Here is a 21606-nt window from a genome sequence, read left to right as displayed (position 1 = left end):
TATGATATGCAGGCGTGGTGGAATTGGTAGACACGCTAGACTTAGGATCTAGTGCCGCAAGGTGTGAGAGTTCGAGTCTCTCCGCCTGTACAACGAAAGACTTCTTGGTAACAAGGGGTCTTTTTTTGTTTGGGTACAACATAGGTACAACAAAATGGTTTTTCACTATTAAGTTATGAAGAGTTAGAAATACCTTCGCTATTTTTCGCTGACAAAATTTGTCGGATAATCCTATATCGTACATCAATCTAATCTTTTGAAATCGGGCTTATAACATAAGCATACTCCAAATCATAAGGAAATATTTTGTATTCATCATGGGGTTGGGCCGACCAGCTGTCATCACCACCAACACCCATTTGTTTGTAATCAATATTTATGTTGACCAAGTCTCGCTTTGGTATATCGGTAGTATGGCGGTGTTGCTTTTTCATTCCTGCATCAAAGTCTGAATTGTACTGATGATGTGCACTAAAACTCAAATTATCTGATACTCTGGTCATTTGTAGGCCTTCGCCCTTTTCATTGGTAAAACTTACTTTTCTAATGCCGGTACGATACCCATTTTCTTGGGGCCGTATGTAGGCAAAGTACAAATCATTTACCGTGGCTTTATATTTACCGACCAATGCCGCTGTTTTTCTATCCTGATAATTTTCATGAGGCCCTCTGCCATACCAATTAACTATGTTGTAATCTTTTTTTATAATGAAGTTGTTCCCAAAACGAGGGATAGGAGGTAGGTCCAGCGATATATTGTTAAGTTTGTTATGAACGGATATGGTACCATTTTGTCCAAAAGTATAGTGTATTGCTATATGGCCTTTAACGGAAGGTAATTCAAATATGGACTCCACAACGACAGATTTAATATCTTCCAGCTTTGTTGAATTATTCAAGGCCTGTTCACGATTATCGGTTTTTATTCTGAACGATTTCAGTGTTTGTATATTATTTGCTTCTTTCCAGACTTTGAATTTTTCCGGCATGTTGTATCCAAAATCGTTATCAGTAGGCGCTCTCCAAAAATTAGGTGTAGCCCCTTTGATTAAAATGTTACCATTACCATAGTCTAGTTCAAATAGCTTACCCGTGTTTTTGTTGAAGACTACTTTCACCGTTTTATCGAATATAGTCAACAGGCTATCCTTTATCGCAATGTTGAAAGTTGAATTATTTTCAACGGTAGATGGCTCTGTTTTATAAGTACCCATTTCAAATTGTTCATACGCGATTAAGTGACCGGCCTTGAGCAATGGTTTTTTTATACGTGTCTTGGCATATAGGTTTAATAAGTATTCTTTGTCGGAAACATTGAGTCTGGGCAAATCAATTTTTATCATTGTGCTTTGCTTTGGGGCAAGTTGAATGATGTCCAAAACACCCTCGGATAACGGTTCCCCGTTTTCCAGTAGTTCCCAGCTAATTTCAAAATCACCAAGATTGGTAAAATCATACCCGTTCAATACTTTTACAATTCCTGACTGCGGATTATCGGCTTCAAACTTTATATACTGATATACTTTCTTGAGTTCCACAAGACTGGATTGCGGAGTTCTGTCGGGATTTACTACTCCGTTCAAACAAAAATTACCGTCGTTTTGAATGTTGGCTCCTCCCAAATCACCACCGTAGGCCCAAAACTTCTCACCTTTGTCATTTTGGGTTAAAATACCTTGGTCTACCCAATCCCAGATGTAGCCGCCCTGCATGATATCGTAACGTTCAATGACGTCCCAATAATCCTGAAAATTCCCAAGGCTATTCCCCATGGCATGTGCATATTCACATTGTATCAGCGGTCTTTTAGGGTGGTTCTCCGCATAGGCTATCATTGCAGGAATTCTCATATACATAGGAGCCTGTATGTCGGTATTTTCATAAGCGGTCGCTCCTTCATATTGTACAGGTCGGGTTGAATCTCTTTGTTTTAACCATTCGTAAGTGGCATGAAAATTCTTGCCATTGCCTGCTTCATTGCCTAAGGACCAAGTAATGATGGAGGTATGGTTCTTATCGCGCTCAAACATTCTTTTGGTCCTGTCCAAATGCGCGGGCTTCCACTCAGTCCTGTAGGCTGGGTGTATCTTTTGGGCTTCTTTATTATTGTCCAGTCCTTGATTGGTGGTTCCCATGCCATGGGTTTCAATGTTGGCCTCATCAATTACATAGAAACCATATTCATCGCAAAGCCCGTAAAAAAACGGATTTTTGGGATAATGGCTGCATCTGATGGCATTGACATTGTTTTCTTTCATCAGCTTTAGATCCCGCAAGGTCAGCTCTCTCGAAATTACATGTCCTGTGGTCTCATCGTGGTCGTGCAAGTTGACCCCTTTGAACAACACCGCTTTGCCATTGACCAATACTTGGTTGTTTTTGATCTCTACCGTTCTAAAACCGGTTTTTAGAAGAGATTTTTTATCTCCTACATCAATGGCTACGGTATATAAATTTGGATTTTCGGCATCCCACGTTTTTATATCGGGAATCACGTTCCTAAAGGTAACCGAAGACCTTCCTTTTGGAAATTCGGTTTTTTTTGAAAACTTGAGTATTTCCTTCGTATCGTCCAGCAAGCGTACCTTAATTTCTCTTTCTTCAGTTGAATTCGTGCTATTTATCAACTCTAAATCGATTGTGAACACTCCGTCCCTGTAGTTATTTTGCAAGCCCGATATGATTTTCACATCGTTCAACGCCAATTTGTCCTGGGCATACAGGTAAACATCTCTTTCAATACCGCTTAAACGCCAAAAATCCTGGTCTTCCATATAACTGGCATCGGACCAACGCAGTACTTGCACGGCCAAATCGTTCCTGCCTTTTCTTGTAAATGGAGTGATATTGAATTCCGCTGGGGTTTTGCTCCCTTCGCTATAGCCGACTTTTTGTCCGTTGACCCACACATACATGGCACCGCTTACGCCTTCAAAATGAAGAAAAATATCTTTGTCTTGCCAATTGTCCTTAATTTCAAAACTGCGTTTATAACTCCCCACATTGTTTATATCGTGTTGTATGAACGGTGGGTTTTTTGGGAAAACATAGGTGATATTGGTGTAAATAGGAATGCCGAATCCTTGCATTTCCCAGTTGGAAGGTACTTTAATCTCATCCCACCCATCCAGATTAAAATCTTCTTTATGAAAATCCGAGGGTCTTGCCATGGGATTTTCAGCATAATAAAATTTCCAATTTCCGTTCAAGGATTGATATAGGGGTGAATCTTCCCAACTTGGTTTTACCTTGCTGTTATTTGGATACATATAAAAAGTAGCCCTAGGTTGCTCCCTATTGATTTGAAAAACCCCTGGGTCTTCCCATTCTGGATTTTCCCATTTTTCGGATGAGTATACAGGTCTTTCAATTTTGTTTTTACAGGATATCGCCGTTAACAAAAAGGCAATGAGGATGTATTTATGCATAAGTTGAATATAATAAAGGTGTTCTACTTTTTTAGTTCGATGCTCCATGAATCCTTCCATTGCAACGGCTTAATGGTACCGTCTTCATTGAATTCCAAGGGGTCGCTCCAATATTGGTAATCGTATCCTTTTATATTATCGGATGCCGAACCCCATAGATCACCGATCCAAATAAAACGCTCCCCATCTTCGGTCTGCAATTTGGTCACATAACTTTGCTGTGCCGGGATAATAGGTTTTTGTGTAATATCCTCACCTGTGATATAAAATCGCATGTCGTTTAAAGCCATCTTTTGTTTATTGTGTAACAACTCTATCCCGTTCAAGTATAATTCTTCATAGTGATAGCTCTCTGCCACGGGAACAATTTTAATTTGCGATGTTCTTGTTTGGACGAACGATACTGTTATGTCTTGCCGTAAAGCGGTTCTTTTAACGGTAGTGTTAACAATGGATATTTTCTCCCATGTATCATAGGACCATTTATAAATCAAAAAACCAGGGGTTAGAATTTCCGGATGTACCCTTGGGTTGGAAACATCGCCACAATTCTCGGGCCTGTTTCCTGTAAACTGATGTAAGGTGAGTTCATCCAAAACGGTTTCCCCAGCAAATTGAATTTCTACGGCATCAAATTTTTGATGCCGCTTTCTTAATGTTTCATACGTGGTGCCACGGTCAATTGTATTGTTCAATAGAAAGGTAGGTTTTCCGGGGTATCTGTTTATATTGGTGGTAAGGGTGTAGCCATTTAGTGGATTGTCCGAAATGTAGACCTTGGCACCGGAACCATAATTGCAAAAACAACAGGTATGGTCCGTTAGCAAATAATAGTTGCCATTCCTTTTAAATTGGGTGCCGGCCTCCATATGTTCCGCTATGATACCACCATTTTCCATAGTGGAACCTGTATAATCGTCGTTTAATTTTTCAATGGAAACCTGATGGTTTTGAATGGTATTATAACTTAGATAACAGGTTTTGTCATCATCCACAAAAAGGCCGAAATCGCCCAAACCAATGTCAGACCGAAACATTTTTACATCGTTATTCTTAATTTTAAATGGTCCTGAAGGCGATTTGCTGGTGGCCACCCCAAATTGGCCGTTCCAGAGTTTGGGATACCAATTATACCACAAAATATACCGTTTTGTTTTCTCATTATATACAACGTGCGGGCGATAGTACACCCCTTCGGGTTGGTCCGGCAACAACTTGCCTTCTTTTGTCCACGTCTTTAAATCCTTTGAGCTGTAACACACATAATGATTCTTGGCGGTAAAACCATTGGTGGTGCCATAGCTGGTGCCGTACCAGTAAAAAACATCGCCAAACTGGATAAGCCTACCGTCATGCGCATCTATAATATTGCCATTCGTATCCAATCTGGGCAAAACATTGTTTATGGTAATTTCCTGCGAATGCAACAAATAAGTAGTATTTAAAATAAAAACACCTATTAACATGCATTTCTGTGTGGATAATTGGTATAAAATATTCTTATTTTTCCCTATCACGCTTTGTGTCTTTTATAAAATTAATCATTAGTTGAAATGATGGGCCAACCATGCCTGTATGGTCATAACCGTCCAATTCATATAGTTCTATGTTAGGATGTCCTATAATTTTCATCATACGCCAGAAATAGGCATTTTCCTCGTACCGTCCCATGAGTTCCAGTTTCCTGTCCCCCGTAATCAATAGCGTGGGCGGAGCATCTTTTCTTATATGGAACAAAGGGGCATATTGATCTACAATAGGCCGGGTTTTCCCAATATTTTGTTCTTTACGAACGGTAAAATGGGTAATGGTGTGTCCGCTTAGCGGTATCAAGCCAGAAATACCATCCGCATCCACTCCGTATTTTTGCAAATAATTTTTATCCAGGCCTACCATGCTCGCCAAATAACCTCCTGCGGAATGGCCCGAAACAAATATGGACCTAGAATCACCATTGTAAGTGTCTATATTTTTGAACACCCACGCCACGGCTGCCGCGGCATCTTCAATGTAAGCAGGGTGCTTCACCTTGGGGTACAACCGATAATTGGCCGCCACTACTATGAATCCCTGCTCCAGTAATCCCTCGGGGATATGTTTTTCGCCACTGGATAGCCCTCCTCCGTGGAGCCAAACAATAACCGGAACGTTTACTGCTTCTTTTGGGTAGTATACATCCAGTTTGCAGCGTTCTAAAAGGTAACCATCGGTTTGAGCAATGGTATCGGGATAGTAGGGTAAATCCTTGACCAATTCGTAAATAGGTTTTTGGGCGACAAGGACATTCGCCCAAAAAAAAGTAAAAAAAATAACTGTACTCAATTTGGTCATACCTCAAATTTTATGTTCCGGTATAATTGGGATTCGATTCCGGCAGCTGTGCGTCCATTTCGGTTAGTTTGGCGTTCAGTTTCTTTTTCATTTCCTCCAATTTTTTGGGGTCGCTTGTCGCCAGATTATTCGATTCAGAAAAATCCTCGGCCAAATTGTAGAGCTCATAACGGTCGTCCTCATAAAAATGGAGTATTTTCCAATCCCCCTCCCTATAGGCAGAGCTTGGTTTTCCATGTTGCGGACTGTAGTGCGGCAAATGCCACAACAATCCTCTTTCCTTTAACTTTGCACCTTTGAATATCGGTATCAGACTCATACCATCTTTGGTACTTTCGGAGGAGGTATCGTTCGTATCCATAAATGTATTGAAGAGATCTTGTGCTATTACAGGAGTATCGTTCGTCTGTCCGGGCTGTATCACCTTGGGCCAACGTACTATAAAAGGCTCGCGAATACCACCTTCGTATAAATATCCTTTTCCTGCCCTTAGCGGGCCATTGTCCGTCGGGGGAGTATGTTTTGCAAAAGCAGGGACTTCCTGTACTGAAAGTCCGCCATTATCGGAAGTAAAGACAATAAGCGTGTTTTCAGCAAGATCTAGTTCTTCCAGTTTGTTCATTACCCTTCCAACGTTTTGGTCAATTGATTCTATCATGGCGGCATAGTGTATATTGGGCATGATGCTTCCGTCATCGTTGCCACGCTTCTTTCTATATTTTTCCACGAGTTCCTCTTTACCTTCTATGGGAACATGGGGGGAGTAAAAATTAAGGTTCAAAAAGAATGTAGTATCCTTTTGTTTTTCAATAAATTCCACAGCCTTGTCCGTCAGTACATCGGTGAGGTAATCCCCCTCTTTATATCCATCCTGGATTTCGGGTTTTTCTCCCATCGGAAAAAATGGATAGAAAAAACTTTGGGGAAGCCCGTTCCAAGCTCCGGCAATGTTGAGGTCAAATCCCTGATGTTGTGGGGAAAACTTGCCCCCTCCAAGATGCCACTTACCAACATGGGCAGTGGCGTATCCCCTTTTTTTTAAGGCCTCGGCAGTGGTTATGTATTCCAGTTCCAGTTGTTGGCTTACCGGGGGTGTTTTCAGTTTTTGTTTTGGACCTGGCGGACGGTTACCGTGAATATGTTCTGTAATATTTACAGAGATAGGGTGAAGGCCGGTTAAGAGACTGGCACGGGACGGACTGCACAAAGGAGCTGCTGCATACCCATCGGTAAAGCGAATGCCTTGGGCCGCCAAGCGATTCAGGTTAGGGGTTTCCAAAAAATCATTACCATAACAGCCTAGGTCATGCCAACCCATATCGTCGGCTACGATCACTACGATGTTCGGTGGGGGAGGCCCTGCCGTTTCATTTTGCTCCTTTTTTTCAGTCTTACAGGCAAAAAGCAAGAGTGCCGATGATAGAATCACCAAGAATTTTCTGCATATTCGTTTTGAATACATATTCTAATTTTTTTTGATGTTCGCTATTTGATTTCCAATTTTGATTATTGCTATGGCACTTTCCAAGACCTGCAATCTCACCGTTAGTATTAGGATGTTTTTTTGCTAACACCCCTTCCATTTCTCGATAACAATACCCCAGAGCTTGCTGAAGAAAAAAAAATAGAACAATGAACAGATAATTTATTTTCAAAAGGGACTAATGGAATCACATTGTGCGATAGTGAATAGGTAGAATCAAATAAAAGAATACAGCTCACCTCTTTTATATTGAAAAGCGCTGCCGCGGCATTGGCATTGGTATGATTGTACAATACATCGCAATTGATGACCTCCACTCCCTTGTCTTTTATATTTTTTGCAACTTCTCTCTGATAGCCAAAAAGATGTTCCAAAAATCCGTCAAATTGTGTCCAATAAGTATCCAACCCTGATCCAAACAATCCTATTTTTAGCGATGTGTCCATTTTTTTATTTTTTGTTTTCCCCTGCTGCATTTATCCGATGATTGCCGGGTATTATCCAGAGTACGTAATGGGTATCGCTTTCTTTGTAGGTAACTGCCTTACCATTCAATTGGGGTTTACCGAACGTACGGGAAATATATACCTCTGCCTTTGTGTTCTTTGGTACCGAGAGCTCCATTAAAAAACCTTCATTCACATCTATTTTTACCGATATATTGCCCTTTATACTGGGCACCACTGCGTTGATCTCTTTTAAAAACCCTAACTGCGGTTTTATCTTAAAAGTTTCATAACCCGCTGAGGTAGGATATATTCCGGCAACATATTGTGAAAGCAGGGTTAGTCCCCCGCCACTCCAAGCATGATTAATGGTGCCCCCTCCATAACCTTCGGATCCAATGCCCCAGCCTTCCCAAAGAGTGGTAATGGTCGGGTGGTTCACCATTTTGGAAAAGCGTTCCTGCATCCGTTGCAAGGCAAATTCAGGATAGCCCATTTGGAACAACGCTTCGAGTACGTATTTCTCCATGTAGGGGCTAGCGTGTTTTTCTTTCTGCAACACTTTATAAATAGCTTGATATTTATCTTGGTCGGCCAAACCTGCAACTACCGCCAGACCCTGCGAGCGATCGTCGGTTTTTCCTTTATATTCCGATGAACGATAGGCTTTGCCGTTCCAATAGATTTGGTTGAAGTCTTTTTTAAATTGGGCCATTACTGCCGTTAAGCTATCCGTTGTGGGAACCCTGTCCAAAAGTTCCGACATTCTCGCATAGCTGTCCAAGGCCATGTAATATTGGGTGTTGAAAAGCAGGGGCATATCCTTGTTCTCGCCCCAATCGCCCCAGGTCCACCCGCCTTTTCTAATCTGGACGGTGCCATTGTCTTTAAGTTTCCACAGGGCCAGATATTTCCCCATCTTGTCATAAACCTTTTCCAGTGTTTCCTTGTCGCCCGTGTGCCAATAATAGTTCCAAAACCCGTATGTCCCAATACTTGAAAGCATTTGTGTAGGCAGTTCGTTATGCCAGTTTCCGGCCGGTACAGGGGAATAGATGGTGCTATCTTCTCGTTGCCAGTACATCAGTTCTAAAATGCCTTTTTTCGCCAACAAATGGCTACTGGGGGAAAGTGCATAAAAGGCTTCCCCACTTTCGAGAACGGCATCGCCCCACCATTGGGCACGCTCACGATCTGGACAATCCATATAATTGTCACGCATGGTCACATAGAGTGTTCGCAACGATTTTTTCCACAAACGATTGTAAAAATCCTTGTCGCAGGTAAAACTTCCCGAGAATTCAGTATCATATCCCGTTTCTCGATACTTCAAATCGATAATCTGTATTCCCTTTGGGATATAGTAGTGCACTTTGTGACCGTTCATCCAACCCAAATTTTCATAGGATTCTCGACCGATTGTGGTGATATACTCTGATCTTACATTTAGTGCTCCACCACCCAGGTAGTTATCGGTGCGAATATCTATTTTTTGGCCCGCTTCTGCCTCTACTTCTAAATATGGATGTACTTGGGCATTATACGGCAATCTCATTTTAAGAGTATCGCCTTCAGAAATAAAGGGTAGATCTATTTTATTTTCATAGGATTTTAGACCAAAATCCTTCCATTGGGGAATGGGTCGTACGATCAATTCGTTCCAAGGTGCAGTGGGTGGGGATTTCAAAACTTTTGCATTGGGTTGTTTGCTATCGTCATAACCGTATTCGACGAAATCAAAACCTCCCTTTTGAGCATCAAACCGAATGTTCGATTCAGGTAAACGGTAATTGGGATGGGGGCCATCAGTTTGGCCGAAGGCAGGATGTTGCCATGCTTTCCAAGAAGCATCGGAGAATATTTCAAGATTATTTTCTCTTACCTCAAAGAATAACCCAGGTTGCCCACTGTTTTTATGGGAAAATCCCTCTTTACCAAAATACCAAGTCAAAATTGCGATTGTATTTTCGCCTTTTTTTAGATATTTCGCTATATCAACGAAATCGTAATAACTATCTTTTGGGGTTGGACCTCGCTTAAGACCTCCTTCAAACACGACTCTGTCTCCGTTGATCCAAAGCCAATACTTGGAATCAACAGCGATTTTAGCCACGGCATTATCCACTTTACTATTGATTTGAAACGTTTTACGGTAACTATTCCATACGTTGACCGTATCGTTTTGTGTAGTGGGTACTATCCAATTCGCATTCCATTTATTACTTGTAGACAACAACTTTTTTCTTTCAACGTCACTATTGTCAAGACATGACCATAGTAGCATATACATCATTAAATAGAAAAAAAAGGTCGGTTTTAACATTTTGCAAAAGTAAAAGGCGGTATGTCTGTTGTAACAATATACCGCCAGAAATTAAAATTAACTAACTCAAATTCTATTTTTCAAAAATGGCCAATTTATCGTGCGTATTGCTACCATTCTTAGGTTTTTTCAGAACCAAATCTGTCATGGATTCTTAAGTAACCCATCAATATTCTTGGTATGCGCTTCCACATTTCCTAATAGTTTGCTGGGGTCACATCTGCAAAGCGATACCCTAAGTAAATATCGTCAATTCTAGCTGTCGTAGCACCTCCGCTAAATTTGAAACCAACGCTCTCCCAGCCACCGTTCAATTCAGGGGCAGCAAACGATACGGCCTCGGTGCCGTCAACAGGTGTTGTACCTGGGGTCGGATTGACAAAAACCCTCACCAAGTCAGGGTCTGCCGTACCGTTGGTTTCAATCTTGGCAACCACCCATAGCGGACCGTCCTCTACTGATACGTCTGTTGCGTCGACATTATTAAAAGGTCCAAATGTCATTATGCCGAGCGGCGCACCAGAGCTGATGGTTTTACCGATGCCCAAAAATTGACCGTTGGGCCCACCCCCACCAAAGTTTTCCGCATCGTTATCGACCAGCATGACCACCAATTCTCCTGTATCATCAGTCGCACCGTTAAACTCAGCCTGGAAGGCAAACCAGTAGGTACGCCCATCATCTAGAAATGGTTCCGATAGTCCCCGCTTGTAGCGAGAAGCACCAACACTTGCATCCAAGAGTAAGGAATTTCCAGTTGTTTCCACATCAAGGGTATTGTTTTGAACACCTCCTGATACTACATTTACATCACCCCCCGATAATCTTGTCCAAGCACCTAGCCATCCGTCCCCAGCTGCACCTTGACCTTCAACAGTTGTATCAACGGTATAACTATCGAACGATTCAAAGACCGCCGGTGGAAGATCTACGTAGTTCAGGGGTGTGACGTCTTGGTATGTATTACCGACATAAATATCATCGATTTTAACCATTGAAGCATTGCCTCCACTGTACTTAAAACCGATTCCTCGCCAGCCATCGTTGAGTTCAGGAGCATTGAATATCACTGCCTCTGTACCGTCAATAGGTTCGGTACCTGGAGTAGGGTTGACAAATAACCGGACTACTTCTGGGTCAGCGTTTCCATTGGTCTCGATTTTGGCGACCAGCCATAATGGACCATCCGCAGTAGCTGTTGTAGCTTCAACATTGTTAAAAGGACCAAAAGTCATAATACCTAGGGCACCTGGGTTAATTGTTTTACCAATACCCAAAAACTGGCCATCCCCGCCACCTGCTCCAAAATTTTCCCCATTGTTATCTACCAACATAACCTGTACTTCACCACCATCGAGGTCGGTATTGGCGAACTCTGCCTGAAAGGCGAACCAGTATGTATTTCCATTGTCCAAATATGGCGTTTCGAAATTTCGCTTATAGCGCGTATTGGTACCACTCGCATCCAATACCAGGGAATTTCCAGAGGTAACCGCTGCAATGGTGTTGTTTACAATACCGTCCGACATCACATTTACATCGTCTCCGGTCAGTTTTGTCCAGGCTCCCGCCCACCCTTGTCCGACATTACCTTGTCCTTCCAAGGTAGCGTCAGCGGTATAACTATCAAATGATTCAAAAACTACAGGTGGTAGCGGTGCTACAGGTTCGGTAACCGTAACTATCCTTTCAAATTGGTCTTCCCCTGAACTATTATTGGCCGTTAAAACAACGGTGTACGTACCTCCTTCTTGATAGGTGTGGGTTGGGTTCTCTTCGGTTGATGTTTGCCCATCACCAAAATCCCAGCTGTAATTCTCAGGATTGTCTACTGTTGCATTTCTGAAAGTCACCGTAAGGTCGACCACATTAAAGGTAAACAACGTGTATGGTGTTTCTGCGGTCACTTCATCTTCATTACATCCGACCAAAACAACCATGGACAGGATTGAAAATACAAGTAACGCGGTATTCAGTTTGGTCTTCATATCGTTACATTTTTTACTAGTTGATAAACAAAATTGGCATATACTATTGAACTCATTCACTACCAACCTTCATTTTGGGTAAAACCAAATTCCTCGACTTGGCCGAAGGGGATGCCCAAAACCGTTCTGATATTGGTATATGCTTCGGCCGGGACTGTAGGTTTTTGTGCTTTCTGTTCTGCCCCATGGGCGGTCATTACCTCAACGGCCTTTCCCGTTCGTAGTAAATCGAACCATCGGTGGTTTTCAAAAGCCAATTCCCTACGCCGTTCGTCGGCAATGGTCTGTTCCAAATCAGATGTTTCCTCTACACTCAAGCTTGGGTCAGGCATAGATCGACTCCTTACCTGTACCAACAAGGGAATGGGGTCGCCGCCACCCGTCTCTTCGTAGCATTCGGCCAACATTAACAGAGCATCAGCGTAGCGAAACATCGGAAAATTGACATCTTGCGTGTTAGGCCCTACGGCCTCAAAACCAAAATTGAATTTGCTCATCCAAGGTTCCACCGATGTTCCATCATCATAAAAAGAGATATTGTGGAGAAAACGGGCATCGTCCGCATCATACAGATCAATGAGGCTTTGGGTGGGCTGGTTTTGTCCTCCCCGAGATCCTGCGGGACCATTGTCCCCCAAAATGTCATTGTTGCTATTGAAAGGCACGAAATTCGTTATGAAGTCCGAACCTTGACCCAATGCAAAGGAATATTGTATTTCAAACACCATTTCACTGTTGTTCTTGTTATCAGGTGCAAAAATACTCGCATAGTCGGCCTGTAAAGAATACCCCAGACTTTGCATTTGTTCTAACAATGCCTGAGCGGCTTGAAACTCTTGCAAGGCCATGTGCATTTTTGCCTTTAGCATCAATGCGGCTCCGAGGGTGGCCCTCCCACTTTCCGTATCTCCAGTATTAGGTAACAGATTAATGGCCTCTTGTGTATCTGCCAAGATGTTGGTGTACACTTGGTCTGCAGGAGCCCTGACCAAAAACTCATCGGATAAAATCTCATCGGGAGTGTCACCGGCAGAAGTCACAAAGGGTACATCTCCAAAAAGTTGTACCAAATTGAAATAAAACCAGCTGCGCAAGAATAAAATTTCTCCCCGACGCACCTCCTTTAAGGCCTCGTTGTTAAACGAAACGCCATCGATATTTTCCAAAGCAAAGTTGGCCCTGGAAATGCCGGAATAGTTTGCATTCCAATAATCGCCAAGATTGGGGTTTGCCGAAAGCATCAAAAATAAATCAATTTCCTCGTTGTTTATGCCCCCTCTGTCAGCAGGATTGAACTGAAAACTGCTGTTATCGGAACGGTTCTCGCCGAATCGCCAATGCTCCCCACCCACGCTCATTAATCCTCGATTGGTATTGTATATTCCGGCTATTGCCTCGTTGATTTGAGCCTCGGTCTCGAAAAAATTCTGAGGGGTCTGAAAGGTTTCAGGAGCTTCATCTAAAAAATCATCACAACCCACGAAAATGAATACAGTGGTCACTAGTAAAATTGATAATATCGTCTTGTTTTTCATCACAGTGTTTTTAAAATGTAATATTTACACCCAACGTATAAATCCTTGATACAGGATAGGCTCCATAGTTCACGTTTCTCACTAAAGCCGTATCGCCCGAACGGTTTATTTCCGGGTTGCCCAGGTCGTATTCCGTAAAAAGGAAGGGGTTCTGAATACTGGTATATATTCTGGCATTTTTGAAAACATTGCCGACTGCCTCACCACTGATATTGTAACCAAGGGTAATGTTTCTCACCCAGAGATAGTCAGCATCATCCACAGAAAGGGAGTTCGGTAAGCGGAAACGTTGCCTGCTTAAATCGCTTGCCGTACCCGGTATCGTTTTTGTATTGGGGTCATCACCGGGCCGCCAACGGGTCAATTGCCTTCTATCTAAATTGAACACACCGTCTTGGTTACCATTGAACTGATTGGTACCATTGAATATTTGTTGGCCTACCACCCCGGTAAAGATGACACTCATGTCCAAAGCTTTGTAGCGAAAATTATGCACCATCCCGTAGACAAAATCAGGGTTGGGATTGCCAATGATCACAAAATCTTCCTCATCCCCGAGTTCTCCGTCACCATTGCCATCCTGATATTTGAGAGACCCCTCGACCGCTCCTGGATATTTAGGTACATTTGGGTCGTCGATCTCTGCTTGCGTGAACAGTCCGGTTACATTAAAACCTCGATATAGACCCACTTCTTCACCAATAGCGGTTTCGGTGAACTGTCTTGCGATGGCGCCTCGTCTGATAAACCCTGCTTCCGCAGCAAGTTCCAGTACTTCACTTCTGTTACGGGTAAAGTTGAAATTAGCATCCCATTGAAAATCCTTTCCATCGAAAACATTGATTAATTTGAGCTCTACCTCAAAGCCTTTGTTCTCAATGCTTCCCAAATTGGTCAAGATGTTATTAAAACCTGAGGTTCTCGGTAACGGGAGTCCTGAAAGAAATCCTTCCGTTTCGATATCGTAGTAATCTACTCCCAGGAATATCTTATTGTTTAAAAATCCGAGGTCCAGACCTAAATTGAGTTCTTTCGCCTCTTCCCAAGTCAACAAGGAATTAGGGAGCTCTGAAACGGCACTACCCGGTGCAAGTTGGCCATCAAAGACATAATCTGGCCCGCTTGTAATTCTTCCTTGTGCCTGAAAATTGTCGATATTGGCATTGCTACCACTGATACCGTAACCTCCCTCAAGCTTGAATTCTGAGACTGTATTTTTGATGCCCGCCCAAAAAGGTTCATTGGATATTCGCCATGCCGCGGCCACCGAGGGAAAGTTTCCATATCGGGTATTGGCCCCAAATTTTGAAGAACCGTCTCGGCGAATGGTGCCCGTTACATAATATCTGTTTTTATAGGCATAATCCAATCTGCCTATCAGCGAGACCAGGCTATTTTCCCCTGCTTGGCCCCTGCCCGTAAAATTGTCCACATTTTCGGGATCGGTATTGTTTGAATCCGGAATTGTAATTGATTCATCAATTATATTCACGGCATTGATGATGGTATTGTCGAAACGTCTGTTTTCCATGGTAAAACCCGCCAAAACATCGATTCGATGGTCTTCTGCAATGGTAGTGGAGTAATTCAATGTGTTTTCCCAGATCCAATTGAAATTGGTAAACTCACTGATACTGGCCCGAGCTTGCCTGGTACCTGATAAATTTGGGGTCAAGGCACGATTACCCGGAAAATCAGAGGGTTCAAAGGATGTATTTCTCCTATCGGTATATTGAATAGACCCAAAGGTTCTAGCAGTCAACCCCTTCAAAATATCCACTTCTATGAACGAACCTGCCAATAGTTGGTTGGTTCTTCGGTCATCTTCCCTTGCGGTCAGTAGATATACGGGGTTCACGTTGTAGAATTCGATCAAATCTCCATTGGCAACATTGGTCAACGTTCCGTCTTCCCGGAATACAGGAGCAGAGGGGTCGGTCCACCGTGATAGCGGTACAGCAGCAAAAATATTGAAGTTCTCATTACCGGCATCCGTTCGTCCTCCCGTGGCAGTAGTCTGGGTGGGTGCCAGGTTCAATCCAAATCGAATACGGTCCGTTACATTGATATCAAGATTGGCACGTACGCTATACCTTTTAAAATTGGTATTGATCAATGTACCATCTTGGTTGGTATAGTTCGTTGACACATTGTAACGCACATTTTCGGTGCCGCCGTTGATACCGATATTGTATTCCGAAATCGGAGCACTTCGGGTAATCTCATCAAACCAATTGGTACCTTCTCCCAAATCGCCCAAAGTAATCAAACGGTCTAACTCATTTATTTCCCCTTGGCCTAAACTACCCAGTGCAAAACGCCTGTCTTGATAATATTCTATTCTGTATCGTCTTAACTCTTCGGCATTCAATACGTTGGGTTGTTCAAATTCGGGAACGGTCTGAAAGCCCGTTGAGGTACCAAACGTAATGGTCGGTTTTCCTATTCTTCCTCGCTTGGTGGTAATCACCACAACACCGTTGGATGCTCTGGAACCATATACGGCCTTTGCCGAGGCATCCTTTAGTACACTGATAGATTCAATGCTATTCGGGTCTATGGAGCTAAGCACGAAATTATCACGTTGGCTGTTAACGTTCCCAAGGGGAATTCCGTCGACCACGTATAAAGGAGCATTGTTATCACCCGTAGAGGCAACACCTCTAATCAATACTTCGGGTCCTCCCCCCGGAGCCCCGTTTTGGCGTAACTGAACCCCCGAAACCTGACCGGAAAGCGCTTGTTCAAAAGAGGTAATGGGTTGTTCTTGGATACTCTTGGCCTGAATAGTTGAAACGGCACCCGTTAGATCTTCACGGTTTCTAGTACCGTAACCTATAACTACCACTTCGTCAAGTTCGGCAGTGTCTTCCTCTAGACTGATATTAATAACCGCCCTTTCATTAATACTAATTTCTTTTTCAGTAAAACCAATATATGAGAATACCAGAGTGTTGGTATTTTCGGGTACCTGCAAACTATAGTTTCCGTCAAAATCGGTCATAACCCCTATTGTAGTGCCTTTTGCCAGCACATTAGCACCAGGCAATGGTTCTCCGTTCGTTGAAGTGACCTTGCCCGTAATTATTCTATCCTGTCCTGAGGCCGAAAAACTGACCAAGGCTAAGAACAGGAAGACCAACATAATGAATGATCCTACAGGTTTGGTTTTTTTACATTGAGCCTTTTTCATTTTTTGATTGTTTAGTTTTTTGGGAAATTCGTATTCAATAGAGTGGATTACACGTTTCAATTAAAAAAAGTGTAAACTTAATCTCGTTAAATTGCGTATTTCTTAATTACTTAACAATAATATAACGTTGATGAAAATCATCCATCCTGTACTGTACTGTGATGTAGGTTTTTTGGATTATGAATATTGCACTTGTTTAAACCGAGTTACGGTCTATGAAGTTGAAGTCGTTCTTAACGACGGATTTTTTGCCGTTCAAAAGCATATGAGCTGCTTCGGCCCCCATCTTTTTAAAATCGGTACTAATTACCGTAATCCCTAAAAGTTCTTTTAAAGGAGTGTCATTGTAAGAGATGATGCCGATTTCATCACCAAGTTTAAAATGCCTATCACGTACCTGTTTTACAAGATTCACAAGGTCAGACTCTTCTATGGTGATGAAAAGGTCTCTTAGCTGCAATTCCATACTTTCATAAATTTCGTCTAAAATTTCATAGTCAAAATTATGTTCTATACAAAATCTTTTGAATCCGGTAACGATTCCTTTTGGATAGGGGTATACCGATTCTCTGGGATATACAAGGATTATTTTTTGATACTTTTTCACCTTGTTCAGCCCTTTTGATAGGGCCGCATAGATATCATCTATAAAATCTTGATAAATACGTCCCGATTTCATAGAAAGGCTCAAGATATTTCTATCCATAATAATCAATTTTTCCTGAGGAATAGCTCCAATAACCTCGAGGATTTCCTCTGTACACCCCATGTGTTGCAGATTTTCGTTCTTAAAATGAGGCATAATCACAAATTGGTCGTATTGGTTTACTTTTTTATGTAGCACCTTTATAAATATTGAAGGTTCACAATGGTAAATATCTAGATCAACATTGGCATTAGTTCCTAAAGTCTGTACAAAAGAGTTGAAAATCCTCATTTTATAAGTACTCAACTTATTTATAAGAAAAAGCACATTTATCTTTGAAGATAAATCGGTTTTGGCAACGTAGTATCCTTTTCCTTTTACCGAGACGATGATTTTCTGTTCTTTCAGATGGCTGTACGCTTTTTCAACGGTATCCCTTGAAAGCAAGCACTCTTCACTTACCTCGTTAATAGATGGAATTTTCTCGCCCATTCGTAAGTGTCCCTCCCGAATCGCACCAAAAATAGAATCTACTACCTGTTTGTATTTTGGTATCCTTGAATCTACATCAACCTTTATATACCGTATGCTTTCTACCGCCATGTATGTTTAATCCTTTGTCTATTATGTTATCAAAAATATTGAATTATATAATAGATTCACGTGTTTTGATTATCTTGACCTAACAGTATAGTACAGGATGCCCGATTTTATTCATTACTCTACTTTCGTTTAAATTAAAGAATTATACTTTTTAAGATGAAAGTAAAAACATATCATTACGTCGATTACCTGTGGGACGAAAAGAAAGCTGCTGAGCTAAATGATGATCAAGTGGCCCTTTTTCTTTACCGGTCAAACATACTAGGAGCGGATCTTAGAATAACTAACTATGGTGGCGGTAATACGAGTTGCAAAACCATTGAAAAAGATCCGTTGACCAATGAAGAGGTCGAGGTCATGTGGATTAAAGGTTCGGGTGGGGACATTGGTACCTTGACGAAAGCTGGAATTGCTGGGCTCTATACCGACAGACTGAGAAATCTTAAAAACGTGTACGGCGGTCTAGAAGATGAAGATCGCATGGTAGGACTCTTTAACCACTGTATTTATGATTTGGATAGTAGGGCACCTTCAATAGATACGCCTTTGCATGGGTTATTGCCCTTTAAACATATCGACCATTTGCATCCCGATGCCCTTATTGCTGTTGCCGCTGCAAAAGACAGTGAACGAATAACCAAAGAAATCTGGGGTGATACCATGGGCTGGGTACCTTGGCAGCGACCCGGTTTCGACTTAGGCCTTCAATTGGAAAAATGCCTGAACGACAATCCGGGGATACGTGGAATCGTTTTGGGCAGTCATGGACTTTTCACATGGGGCGATACATCTTACGAATGCTATTTGAACAGTTTGGAAGTCATCGAAATGGCCTCCGAATTTATCGAGAGCAAAATAAAGGAAAATGGAAGCGTTTTCGGAGGACAAAAGGTTGAAAGTCTGAATGCCGAAGAACGCCAAGACAAAGCAGCCCAATTGATGCCCATGTTGCGAGGCCTATGTTCTTCCGAAAACAGAATGATCGGTCACTTCAATGATAGTGATGTGGTACTTGAATATATCAACAGTCATGATTTGGAGCGATTGGCACCGATGGGTACGTCTTGCCCCGATCACTTTTTACGGACCAAGATACAACCGCTGGTGTTGGACCTAGACGCAAAGGAAGACCTTTCGGCCACCCAAATTGTCATTGACAAATTAAAGCCGGCATTTGAACAGTACAAAAAAGAATATCAAGACTATTACGATAAACATAAACGAGAAAACAGTCCCGCAGTTCGGGATGCTAGTCCAGTTATCATTATCTACCCTGGAGTTGGTATGTTCAGTTTCGCAAAGAACAAACAGACCACACGGGTAGCGAATGAATTCTATGTTAATGCTATCAATGTGATGCGAGGCGCAGAGGCTATTACAGAATATACTTCATTACCGCGGCAGGAAGCCTTCGATATCGAATATTGGTTGTTGGAGGAAGCCAAATTACAGCGTATGCCCAAAGAAAAGCCTTTGTCGCGCAAAGTGGCGTTAGTCACTGGTGCAGGAGGCGGAATCGGCAAGGCAATTGCCGATAAATTGGCCGAAGAAGGAGCCAATGTGATTCTAACCGATATTGCGGAAGAAAGGCTCAAGGAAGGAGTGGAAACCTACGCAAGGGATACGGCCAGTTATGCGGTATGCGACGTTACAAAAAGTGATTCGATAGCAGATGCCTATAAAAAAGCCTGCTTGGAATTCGGTGGAGTTGACATAGTGGTCCACAGTGCCGGTCTGGCGATTTCCAAACCTCTTGAAGCGACCACCGAAAAAGACTGGGATATTCTTCAAAACGTCCTCGTAAAAGGCCAATTTGAACTCGCCAAACAGGCCGTTGCCATAATGCGAAAACAAGGTCTAGGAGGTGATTTTATCAGTATTGCCAGTAAGAACGGTCTGGTTTCCGGTCCAAATAATGTGGGCTATGGAACTTCAAAAGCAGCCCAACAGCACATGGCCCGCTTATTGGCCGCAGAGTTGGGCAGTGATAAAATACGAGTGAATACGGTCAACCCAGACGGGGTTATCGTCGGCAGTAAAATATGGGAAGGCGATTGGGCCGAAGGTCGTGCCAAGGCCTATGGAATATCAGTTGATGAACTTCCTGCCCATTATGCCAAGCGTAATTTGTTAAACGAAATAATTTATCCGGAAGATATTGCCAATGGGGTTTTTGCCTGTGTCGGTATTTTGGATAAAACCACAGGGAACATAATCAATGTAGATGGCGGAATGGCCAATGCATTTGTGCGATAGATCGTTAAGTTAGTTTTTTTTGCTTCCATGGGCTCTACTATACCTATGGAAGCTTATTTTCAACTTTAATTTCATAAAACCACATGAGAATAACTAAAAGTCAACTTGACGATATCAATAAAAAAAGTGAAGCGCATCACCGCGAACACTTCGATTTTCTGGCCGACCGTCTGGCCAAAAATGGACATGATGTTGAAGGTATTCTGAAAAAACTATCCGATTTTCAGGTGGCCATACCTAGCTGGGCGTTGGGTGCCGGAGGAACGCGATTTGGCCGCTTTGGATTTCAGGGTGAACCTTCAAATCTAGAACAGAAAATAGATGATATAGGTATTTTACATACGTTAACACAGACAGCAGGGGCGATCTCATTGCACATTCCTTGGGATGTTCCTACGGATTATAAAGCCATCAAGGAGTTGGCAAATTCTCATGACGTCATCTTCGATGCGGTTAATTCCAACACTTTTCAAGACCAAAAAGATGCGAAGGAAAGTTATAAATTTGGATCGTTGAGCAATACCAAAAAGGCGGTTCGCGAACAAGCTGTTGAACACAACGTCGAAGTCATAAAAATCGGAGATAAACTAGGCTTGAAAAGTCTGACCGTTTGGTTGGCCGATGGCTCTAATTTTCCTGGGCAAAGTAACTTTCAAACCGCACTACAGAATACGGAAGATAGCCTAAAGGTTATCTACAAAGCACTACCCGATGACTGGAAACTTTTAATCGAGTACAAACCCTACGAACCCAATTTCTATAGTACCGTAATTCAAGACTGGGGCACCTCTTTTATGTTAGCGAATGCCTGTGGCGATAAAGCATATACGTTGGTCGATTTGGGGCATCATCTGCCCAATACCAACATTGAACAGATTGTTTCCACTTTGATGCTAAAAGGAAAATTGGGGGGCTTTCATTTCAATGACAGCAAATATGGCGATGATGATCTGACCGTAGGTAGCGTTAAACCTTACGCACTTTTCTTGATTTTCAATGCCTTGGTCTTTGGCATGGAAAACAATCAACAGAATCCATACCCTGCATGGATGATCGATGCCAGTCACAATATCAAAGACCCATTGGAAGATCTAATACAATCGTTGGAAGCCATTCAAGAGGCTTATGCCAAAGCGCTGCTAGTCGATCAAAAGTCACTGACCGAAGCGCAACAGAACCATGACGTTGTCAAATGCCAAGAGCTACTACAAGATGCTTATCGAACCGATGTTAGGCCGTTACTCGAAAAAGCAAGACTAAACCGGGGCGGGGCGATAAGTCCGATTAAGACTTATCGGTCTTTAAAGGTTAGGAAAAACCTAATCAATGAGAGAGGGACCTATTCGGTAGCCACAGGACTATAAGCAAACCACA

Annotated in this window: 12 protein-coding genes and 1 tRNA gene; 3 read left to right on the top strand and 10 right to left on the bottom strand. The window is 42.4% G+C overall.

The window, feature by feature from the left end:
- Window positions 1–8: 8 nt before the first annotated feature.
- Window positions 9–90 (top strand) — tRNA-Leu (locus HYG79_RS04570).
- A gap of 158 nt (window positions 91–248) precedes the next feature.
- Here the strand turns inward: HYG79_RS04570 and HYG79_RS04565 are convergent.
- The 10 genes from HYG79_RS04565 to HYG79_RS04520 all read right to left on the bottom strand — a co-directional run bounded on the left by HYG79_RS04565 (window position 249) and on the right by HYG79_RS04520 (window position 17976).
- Window positions 249–3428: a glycoside hydrolase family 2 TIM barrel-domain containing protein gene (locus tag HYG79_RS04565; protein WP_179240984.1), complete on the bottom strand. Its 3180-nt coding sequence runs from the start codon at window positions 3426–3428 to the stop codon at window positions 249–251.
- Between the two features lie 23 nt (window positions 3429–3451).
- The gene (locus HYG79_RS04560; protein WP_179240983.1) at window positions 3452–4894 is read right to left on the bottom strand and encodes a family 43 glycosylhydrolase; all 1443 of its coding nucleotides are present in this window, start codon (window positions 4892–4894) and stop codon (window positions 3452–3454) included.
- A gap of 34 nt (window positions 4895–4928) precedes the next feature.
- Complete coding sequence (locus HYG79_RS04555) at window positions 4929–5759, bottom strand: alpha/beta hydrolase (RefSeq protein WP_179240982.1); 831 nt, start codon at window positions 5757–5759, stop codon at window positions 4929–4931.
- 10 nt (window positions 5760–5769) lie between these two features.
- On the bottom strand, window positions 5770–7221 hold the full coding sequence (locus HYG79_RS04550) for a sulfatase (protein WP_179240981.1): 1452 nt from the start codon (window positions 7219–7221) through the stop codon (window positions 5770–5772).
- A gap of 89 nt (window positions 7222–7310) precedes the next feature.
- Window positions 7311–7688, bottom strand: coding sequence for a hypothetical protein (locus tag HYG79_RS04545; RefSeq protein WP_179240980.1), 378 nt, complete (start codon window positions 7686–7688; stop codon window positions 7311–7313).
- 4 nt (window positions 7689–7692) lie between these two features.
- A complete protein-coding gene (locus tag HYG79_RS04540; protein ID WP_179240979.1) occupies window positions 7693–9972 on the bottom strand; it encodes an alpha-L-rhamnosidase-related protein in 2280 nt (759 codons plus the stop codon).
- 236 nt (window positions 9973–10208) lie between these two features.
- Window positions 10209–11999 (bottom strand): PKD domain-containing protein, encoded by a 1791-nt coding sequence (locus HYG79_RS18210; protein WP_179240978.1) that lies wholly within the window; start codon window positions 11997–11999, stop codon window positions 10209–10211.
- A gap of 59 nt (window positions 12000–12058) precedes the next feature.
- On the bottom strand, window positions 12059–13534 hold the full coding sequence (locus tag HYG79_RS04530) for a RagB/SusD family nutrient uptake outer membrane protein (RefSeq protein ID WP_179240977.1): 1476 nt from the start codon (window positions 13532–13534) through the stop codon (window positions 12059–12061).
- A gap of 10 nt (window positions 13535–13544) precedes the next feature.
- The gene (locus HYG79_RS04525) at window positions 13545–16727 is read right to left on the bottom strand and encodes a SusC/RagA family TonB-linked outer membrane protein (RefSeq protein ID WP_179240976.1); all 3183 of its coding nucleotides are present in this window, start codon (window positions 16725–16727) and stop codon (window positions 13545–13547) included.
- 196 nt (window positions 16728–16923) lie between these two features.
- A complete protein-coding gene (locus HYG79_RS04520; protein WP_179240975.1) occupies window positions 16924–17976 on the bottom strand; it encodes a GntR family transcriptional regulator in 1053 nt (350 codons plus the stop codon).
- Between the two features lie 156 nt (window positions 17977–18132).
- Between HYG79_RS04520 and HYG79_RS04515 the strand changes: the two genes are divergently transcribed.
- Entirely contained in the window at window positions 18133–20232 is a 2100-nt protein-coding gene (locus tag HYG79_RS04515; protein WP_179240974.1) for a bifunctional aldolase/short-chain dehydrogenase, read from the top strand.
- An 83-nt stretch (window positions 20233–20315) separates the two neighbouring features.
- A complete protein-coding gene (locus tag HYG79_RS04510; RefSeq protein ID WP_179240973.1) occupies window positions 20316–21596 on the top strand; it encodes a sugar isomerase in 1281 nt (426 codons plus the stop codon).
- Window positions 21597–21606: the final 10 nt, after the last annotated feature.

The organism is Costertonia aggregata (assembly GCF_013402795.1).
GTDB lineage: Bacteria > Bacteroidota > Bacteroidia > Flavobacteriales > Flavobacteriaceae > Costertonia > Costertonia aggregata.
This window is presented reverse-complemented; position numbering and strand designations above follow the sequence as displayed.